Origin of the sequence: Fusibacillus kribbianus (assembly GCF_030053595.1) — a bacterium.
In the GTDB taxonomy this organism is placed as follows: Bacteria; Bacillota; Clostridia; order Lachnospirales; family Lachnospiraceae; genus Lientehia; species Lientehia kribbiana.
On record NZ_JASGBQ010000041.1, the window covers coordinates 1 to 7,865 of the forward strand.

Consider the following 7,865-nt stretch of genomic DNA (forward strand, 5'->3'; position numbering starts at 1 on the left):
CAGGGGGAGGGCAGTTCTTTAGATTAAAGTACTCCTATGCTAGAATAAAAGTAGGTCTGCAAACCACAAATATAAAAGCATAGGAGGTCCAAAATGGACAACAATAGTTTAGCCCATACTAAAGTACAGTTTACAAGGGACTACACAGGGTAGGTATCTGACGGGAGGGGTGCCGCCAGTCAGATTTTCCATGTGATGTTCAAGCTGTCGCTTGTGGCGGCTATGGTGGTGATCATCAAATCCACCACACGCCGCTTGTCATCAAAAGATACATTCTCCCAGGTATCGAGGTAGCCGGAAATCTGGCTGACCTGTTCCGGGCTGATGGCCTCCACAGTCAACTCCGCTATCCTTGCCAGAAGTTCCTGCTTGCGCCCGTCCAGTTCCGCTATCTTCACATTCACATAGGAGAACAGGACATTGTTTGCCCCCGTCAGACTGTCCACCAGCTTTTCAATCTCGCTGTCTACATGGGCAAGTTCCACTTGCAGGGCGGTGATTTTCGGGTTTGCCTTTGCCGCTTTCTTTTTTCCTGTCAGCGTCTTGTAGCTTGCCAGCTTCTTTACCATCTGCTGATAAACAACCGCTTCCAGTTCCGAAGTGATGATTTTCCCACAGCCAGGACAGCTTTTATTGTCCAGCCGTTTCGTGCAGCGGAGATACTGTTTGCCGGAGGGATTGTAGATACTCATAAGAGCATACCCGCAATTCCCGCACTTGATTTTTCCTGCCAGCCATGTGTGGGTGGCTTTCCGGGCAGACTGGATTTTCATGTTGTTCATCAGCTTCTTGCGGCAGGTCAGCCAGGTGTCGGAGGGGACGATACCCTCATGGGGAGCCAGTACCAGCATTTGGTCTTTTAAGTCGTTTTTCTTGCTGGCCTTTACATCTCGCCCTTGATACAGATAGCAGCCGTTCATGCCCGTAAAATCGGCAACGTCATTGACAATGACTGTACCTTGACTTTTGAAAAATTCGTACACATCAAGGTCTGCCTGCACATAGACAGGATTGCGTAACATCTGCGCCAGCGTGGGGCGTATCAGCTCTTTGCCATGGAACAAAATCCCCTGTTCGGCAAAGTACCGGGTAATGTCCCCGTAGGAAGTTGTGGGCTGGGCGTACATCTCAAACATCAGCCGGATATTGGCCGCTTCCTCCGGGTTTACCACCAGCTTCTTTGTGTTGATACCGTCCATCTTGATAGGCTCCGTATGGAAGCCGTAAGGGGCTTTCCCGCCCATCTTAAAGCCCCGCTGACTGCGGGAGTAGTAAGCGTCCGTTACCCGCTTCTGTATCGTTTCCCGTTCAAGCTGGGCGAACACGATACAGATATTCAGCATGGCCCGTCCCATCGGCGTGGAGGTATCAAACTTTTCCGTAGAGGACACAAACTCCACATTGTACTGCTGGAACAGCTCCATCATGTTGGCAAAGTCCAGAATGGAACGGCTGATACGGTCGAGCTTGTAAACCACGACCTTTGCAATCAAGCCCCGCTTGATGTCCCGCACCAGTTCTTGAAACTTCGGACGGTCTGTGTTCTTGCCGCTGTACCCTTTGTCTGTGTATTCCTTGCAGTTACCGCCTTTCAACTCGTATTTGCAAAATTCAATCTGGCTTTCAATGGAAATGCTGTCCTTTTTGTCTACCGATTGTCTTGCATAGATTGCGTCTATCCGATTGTTCATATTGTCGCTCCTTTTCTTAAAAAAGAAACGGAGCTGCTGACAGTTCTATTATACCGCCAGCAGCCCCGCAAATCAATGATGGGTTTGGAAAACCTTATGTCCCGGCTTCCTCACTCTCCCGCTTGTCGGCGTACTTGCGGAACACCTCATAAAGCTGCTGTTCCAGTTCCCGGCGTTTGGCTGCTTCCTGTTCCGGCGTGAACACCGGGGAGAGATTTTCCAGTGTGATTTCCTTTCCCTGAAAAGTCACGATTTCGATTTCCTTTTTGTATCTGATATTACTTATAAGATCACCTTTCCTTTCCATGCTGCCGCTGTTGCCGTTTCAGTTCCGCTAAAATCTCCGGCGGGATACGGTCAACCAGCCGCCGCATATCGTCCAGTTCGCTTTTTAACTTCGCCCGTTCCATCGTGTCATTCATCTTGCCTTTTTCGCTGGCCTTTGCCCTGACTTCCAGCTTTTCATTTTCCGCTAACAAGTCATTGATTGTGACCTTGTATTTTTTCAGTTGCCCGGAGAAGTTCTCCATCTGCGGAAACCACTTTTTCAGCATGGAGAGGGCTTCCTCTTTCTTCTTTCCGGCGTTCAGCGGGGTAATGCCGGAGAGAACCGCTTCAATGGCCCTCGCCTGTTTGGAGAGGTTGACCGCCTGTTTGAACAGCCGGGTGGGGATATGCTTCCGGCCCGTCTTGCTGGCGCTTTCCCCACGCTCCAGGTCGGGGTACTGCTCCACCATACAGGCGTGAAAATCGTCCTGCCACTTCGTCAGATTGGCCCGGTTGCCGATAATTTCTTTGGCGCACAGGCGGTTGTCCTTTGTCAGCGGCACAAAGACCAAGTGCAGATGGGGCGTTTTTTCATCCATGTGTACCATAGCCGAAACGATGTTCTCCCGGCCCACCCGGTCAATGAGGAAGTCCGCCGCCCTCTGGAAGTAGGCCGCTATCTCCTTTGGGGACTTGCCCTTGAAAAACTCCGGGCTGGCGGTAATCAGCGTGTCCACAAACCGAGTGCTGTCCTTGCGGGTGCGGTATCTGGCCTGCTCGATGCGGCTCTGAATGAAATGGTAGTAGCGGCCATCCGGCTTGACGATGTGGAAATTGTACTTGCTCCGGCTGGTGTCAATGTCCGGGTTGCTGGCGTACTGCTCCTTTTTCCGTTCATGGTGGGCTTCCAGCGGCCCCGCCGGGTGGCCCTTGTGCTTCTCAAATCGCAAAATTGCGTGTTGTGCCATTGAACTCCTTTCCCCATTCCATTCCTTTCCGGCGGGTTTTCCCGCCGAAAATATCTCTGATAGGATTGGAATGGAATGAATGTAAATAGATGGTTTTAATCTCTGTATTTCTATATACCGTCAGATTTCCGTACTTCAAGAGGATTGATTTTCGTACTCGCCAAGTACGGTTTTCAGCCCTCCGGCGTACCATAACCGGATTTCTTGAAGTCGGTGTTTGGAACCGCTTCATAGGATTTCGGGTAAATGCGGTTGGGTTTTCCACAGCCCTGTTTCTGGATTTCCACCAGCCCCGCATACTGCAACTCCCGCAGGGTGTTGACCGCTTTCTGCCGCCCGCAGCGGAGCAAAGCGACCACCTCGCAGATGGGGTAGTACAGGTAGACCCGCCCGTACTCGTCCGCCCAGCCGTTCTTCCGGGACAACTCCGCCCGGCGCAGGACAAAGGCATACAGCACCTTCGCTTCGTTGCTCAAGGGCTGGAATGTGGGTGCTTCAAAAAGGAAATTGGGGAGCCGGGTGAAACTGAACGCCTTTTCCGGCTGGTGAATATAAATCGTGTTTGTCATAGCGTGTTTTGTGGACGGTTAGAGGCCCGTTTTCCGGGGCGAATGATAAATGATACCAGCCGCCCCGGTTGAGGGCTTGCGGAGCCTTGCAAATCAAGGCTTTTCCCGCTCTTAACTGTCCACAGCAGACCTCCTTTTCCGTTCACTTTCTGTTTTCTGCCGCCTGTGAACTCTGGCGGCGCAGTCCGGGCAGTATTTGCCCCGGTTGGACTTCGGGACGAACACACCGCCGCACTCCGCACAGCGTTTCAAGTCCCTGTCCCGGTAAATCTCCGCTTCCAGCGTCCTGTCCAGCGGCAAGACCGCCCAGCGGAACCACTTGCAGCAGACGGAGAACGAAATCATCTGCGGACAGGCGCAGGTGTCGCCATCGTCCAGCGCAAGGCAGTTTCCGTCCTCGCAGTTGCAGCACTCCCGGCGTATCAGGCCGCTGGCTCGTCTCTTCTGGGGCGGGGTTATGCGGTAGGGGGAGCCGTCCGGCCTGTGTTCCAGCGGCGGCAGGTGTTGATAGGGTCTTTTGCTCATGCGTCCCTCCGTTTTCTTTGGCGTGTTCTGTTTCCAAGGTGCTTGTCCATCGATGAACTATCCCAAGTCTACACCTTTTTGACCGCCTGTGCCGTATATCCAAGAGGTAGGAAATCAGCCTGAAAAACTCCCTATTTCCACGCTCTCGGATTTGTGATATAATCAAAAAAAGATAAAAGACAAATTCAGGTTTCTGGTCTTCTTGCACAAAATAAAGGAGGAGCTATTATGCAAATTGTTTATATTCCAAGCGAATCAATGTCTGTTCAAGGTAAAAAAGATGAAATCTATAAAAGATATGGGAAAGACTGGAATATTAGAGAACAGGGAGGAGGTAACGGAAATTGGTTGTTGACCAGAAAAAGTGATGTGCTTGTAGATGGAAAAAGTTATCGTACTTTTGTACTTGAACACTACGGTAAATCCAAGCTGACAGCGAAGCTTGTTGATAAATTTCGTGAAGATGTAGCAAATGGTAAAATAAAACTGTAAATGCCTATGCCGTTATGCTATGAGCATAGTACATAGCATAACGGCTTCTCTTTCGTTGAGCTAGCAAGGAGGGTGAATATGTCTTTATCCATACAAGAGCGATTAAAAGACCTACGTGTGGAGCGTGGCTTGACGCTGGGGCAGCTTGCGGAGCAGACCGGGCTTTCCAAGTCTGCGCTGGGCAGTTACGAAACGGAAGACTTCAAGGACATCAGCCACTATGCCCTTATCCGGCTGGCGAAGTTTTACGGTGTGACCGCTGATTATCTGCTGGGGCTGTCTGAAATGAAAAATCACCCAAACGCCGATCTTGCAGACCTGCGTTTGAGTGATGAAATGATTGACCTGCTGAAAAGCGGGAGGATAGACAATACCCTGCTGTGTGAGCTGGCGGCGCACCCGGATTTCCCCCGGCTGATGGCTGACCTTGAAATCTATGTGAACGGAACGGCACTGAAACAGGCGCAGGGTGCAAACGCCATAGTGGACACGATGAGCGCAACTGTTATAAAAAAGCATAATCCTGGCATGAGTGATACGCAGTTAAGACAGCTTATCACCGCCCATATTGATGAGGACGAGTTTTGCCGCTATGTGATACAACGGGACATAAACGGGATTGCCCTTGCTCTGCGGGAAACACACAAGGACGATTTTTTCAGCGTCCCAGAGGATAACCCGCTAAAAGAAATGCTGGAAACTGCTGGTGAAATCGTCAGCCAGGACAGCGACACGGAACAAGCGTACTTGGCGTTTATCTGCAAACGGCTCAAGCTGAATTTTAGGAAGCTGTCAGTAGAAGAACGGAAGTGGCTGAAAAAGATTGCGGAAAAATCCGACTTGCTGAAGAATCCAAAACCGCAGAGAGGACGAAGATAAAAAATGCCTGAACGGCGGTTCTGGTTTTTCAGAACCACCATCCAGGCATTTTGTTTAGTAATAGAAAAAGGTGCAGTTGATTATTGCGTATTGTCAATCTCTCTCAAACCGGGTAGTAAAAATACGGCAAGCGCAACGATGATAATGCCAATTCCGCAAATGACAAACCATTTCTCAACTCCCAGCCGCTCCGCCAGAGGCCCGGAAATGACAAGGCCAAACGGCATGGCGAGGGAAGCGGCGCTTGTCAGTAGAGAAAAAACTCTCCCCAGATATTCTGGTTTGACCGTTTCTTGAAAAATCGCATTTTGCACACCGTAAAATGGAGCGGAAATTCCCATAACAGTACAGCACACAACAAAGACAAGAAATGCGTCTGGCGGCAAAAGCCCGGAGAGCATATTGCTAACGCCCATCAGGAGAACGGAAAGACCGATGGTGTACCGCCGTTTCTTAAAACCGCCCCAAATGCTCAGAATGACTCCGCCAAGCAGCATACCAACCGCAAAAGCAATTTCAGCGGCAGAGGCATGGGCCGGTGTTCCTTTGAAGTATGACATACAGATGAGAGGAAAAAGCGTACTGATTGGCATATAAAAGAACATATAAATTACACCAATCCAGAGCAGAGCAAAGAGGCCCCTGTTTTGCTTTAATACCACATACCCCTCTTTCATATCCTGTAAAAACTGTTGTCTTTTCGTTTCTGGACATAGTTCAGGCGTTGGTATGGACGAAATCGCAACAGTCACACAGGCAAGGATTGCACCCACAATATCTAACAATATAATTGCATTAAGAGGCCAAACAGCATATAAAAACGCTGCGGCAGCTGGACTGATAATCGCACTTACTGCTTGCATGGTCTGCGTGTAACCAGCGCATTTTGTAAGTTCCTCTTTTGGCACAATCATAGGTGTTGCTGCGCTGAATGCTGGAGAATGAAAAGCAGTTCCCGCACTTCGGATTAACAGGACAACCATAATAGACCATACGGGCAATTCCATGTAAAACGCCACCAGCGCCAGAATACCGCCAGCGGCGGCAATTATCAAATCCGCACCAATCATTACGCTTTTACGGCTGTGCCGGTCAACAAAAGCACCTGCAAACGGGCCTAAACAGGCTTGCGGCAAAAATCCAATCAGTGTTGCCGCCGTCAATATGATTGCAGAATTAGTTTTCGCAACCAAATAAAAGATAATGGCCATTTGCAAAATACCGCTGCTAATAAAGGATATTGCTTGTCCGGCAAGAAGTGTAAAATAAGTTTTTCTCCATGAATTGTTGTTTTGGGTCATAATGCGAACCTCCTTTTTTATTGCATTGTTCCTTTGTTTCTGCAATAAAAAGCAGGCGTTGTCCCACAGAGAGGGCAGACGCCTGCATAACAACAAAGCACGAAAAAACACCACGATACAGTTCAAAGACTGCTCGTGTCAAACCTACGTGTTCCTTTGCATACGCACGCAAAAAAAGCCCACCATCATGTGGAAAGGTACTTCTACTTTTTATTGCTTATTAGCGTACACAAATTAACACACGTAAGCCTCCTTCCAATCTCAAACTGTCGCACAGTATAACACACATCCGATAGACTTGTCAACCATTTTTAACCTTGTTTTCCATCTTGTTTTTCCATCTCTTACGGGCAGTAGCAAAGCCAGGCGAGCCAGTCAACGGTCAAGATGAACGGCGCTTTCAGCGCCGCCGTTGACAGTCTCGCCCGTCTTTGCTAATGGGTAATCAAGGCGGGAAAGCCATTTTAGGGCTTTCCCGCCCATTTCAATTTTGGGAGAAGAAAGGCCCCAAAATGAACGAGTGCGGCCAAACACTTTTAGGGATTGGCCACCTTGTCCACCCATCCAGCGGGGCGGCGGGGAACGGTCAAGGCCGGGCGTCAGCCCATTCATTTCAGCCTTGACGGTTTCCTGCCGTCCTGCTACTTTTCCCGGAGTGTGGCCACACATCTGGTCACGGTGTCCAGAGCTTTGGGACTTTTTGTCCCATAGGCCGGGGGCGGAGGACGAGGGACGGGGGCTTTCATAATACGCCCTGTCTGCTGCTGAAATCAGCCCTTTGTTTCCGGCTTACCAGCCCCAAACAAAGCCCTGCTTTCCTGCCGCGTCAAATGCCCTTGCCCTCCCCGGCGGCAACGGTATTTTCAGGGCAACGCCGACAGAGCGTATAACACACTACACTTTGCTCCGCAAAGTCGTGTGCCAAATGGGGCGCTGCCCCCTTTGGAAACCCCCGCAACAAACAGGTGCTATGCACCCAGCCGGGAGCATAGCGCCGTTTGTTGTCAGCAGCCCGTTTCACGGTCTGCGTGTAGTTCCTTGTAAACTGACCTAAATGGGAATGCAAGTATCATCTGGTTTTTGCACCAAAATATCGTCGACAGGTAATCTATAAGGATATCAAAGCAGATGTAGGACAAATATTAGGCTCATTATGCCGAAGAAAAGGAATAG

At 49.9% G+C, this 7,865-nt stretch carries 8 protein-coding genes and 1 pseudogene; 3 read left to right on the forward strand and 6 right to left on the reverse strand.

Annotation, left to right across the window (positions count from 1 at the left end; all coding sequences use genetic code 11):
- Positions 1–179: 179 nt before the first annotated feature.
- The 5 genes from QJ036_RS13900 to QJ036_RS13920 form a co-directional block, all read right to left on the reverse strand.
- A complete protein-coding gene (locus tag QJ036_RS13900) occupies positions 180–1,691 on the reverse strand; it encodes a recombinase family protein (RefSeq protein ID WP_002575864.1) in 1,512 nt (503 codons plus the stop codon).
- Positions 1,692–1,785: 94 nt separating this feature from the next.
- Positions 1,786–1,941, reverse strand: coding sequence for a hypothetical protein (locus QJ036_RS13905; protein WP_002575863.1), 156 nt, complete (start codon positions 1,939–1,941; stop codon positions 1,786–1,788).
- Between the two features lie 40 nt (positions 1,942–1,981).
- Positions 1,982–2,926 carry a MobV family relaxase gene (gene mobV, locus QJ036_RS13910; RefSeq protein ID WP_283231846.1) on the reverse strand — a complete coding sequence of 315 codons (945 nt, stop codon included), beginning with the start codon at positions 2,924–2,926 and terminating at the stop codon, positions 1,982–1,984.
- Between the two features lie 173 nt (positions 2,927–3,099).
- Entirely contained in the window at positions 3,100–3,495 is a 396-nt protein-coding gene (locus QJ036_RS13915) for a replication initiator protein A (RefSeq protein ID WP_002575861.1), read from the reverse strand.
- Positions 3,496–3,606: 111 nt separating this feature from the next.
- The gene (locus QJ036_RS13920) at positions 3,607–4,020 is read right to left on the reverse strand and encodes a cysteine-rich VLP domain-containing protein (RefSeq protein WP_002575860.1); all 414 of its coding nucleotides are present in this window, start codon (positions 4,018–4,020) and stop codon (positions 3,607–3,609) included.
- 228 nt (positions 4,021–4,248) lie between these two features.
- Here QJ036_RS13920 and QJ036_RS13925 point away from each other — a divergent pair, with 228 nt between their 5' ends.
- A complete protein-coding gene (locus QJ036_RS13925; protein WP_002575859.1) occupies positions 4,249–4,512 on the forward strand; it encodes a hypothetical protein in 264 nt (87 codons plus the stop codon).
- A 78-nt stretch (positions 4,513–4,590) separates the two neighbouring features.
- Positions 4,591–5,391, forward strand: coding sequence for a helix-turn-helix domain-containing protein (locus QJ036_RS13930; RefSeq protein WP_002575858.1), 801 nt, complete (start codon positions 4,591–4,593; stop codon positions 5,389–5,391).
- An 80-nt stretch (positions 5,392–5,471) separates the two neighbouring features.
- Here QJ036_RS13930 and QJ036_RS13935 read toward each other — a convergent pair whose 3' ends face one another.
- Positions 5,472–6,692 carry an MFS transporter gene (locus QJ036_RS13935; protein WP_002584949.1) on the reverse strand — a complete coding sequence of 407 codons (1,221 nt, stop codon included), beginning with the start codon at positions 6,690–6,692 and terminating at the stop codon, positions 5,472–5,474.
- A 1,052-nt stretch (positions 6,693–7,744) separates the two neighbouring features.
- Here QJ036_RS13935 and QJ036_RS13940 point away from each other — a divergent pair.
- Positions 7,745–7,865: pseudogene (locus QJ036_RS13940) on the forward strand (transposase); the annotation flags it as partial.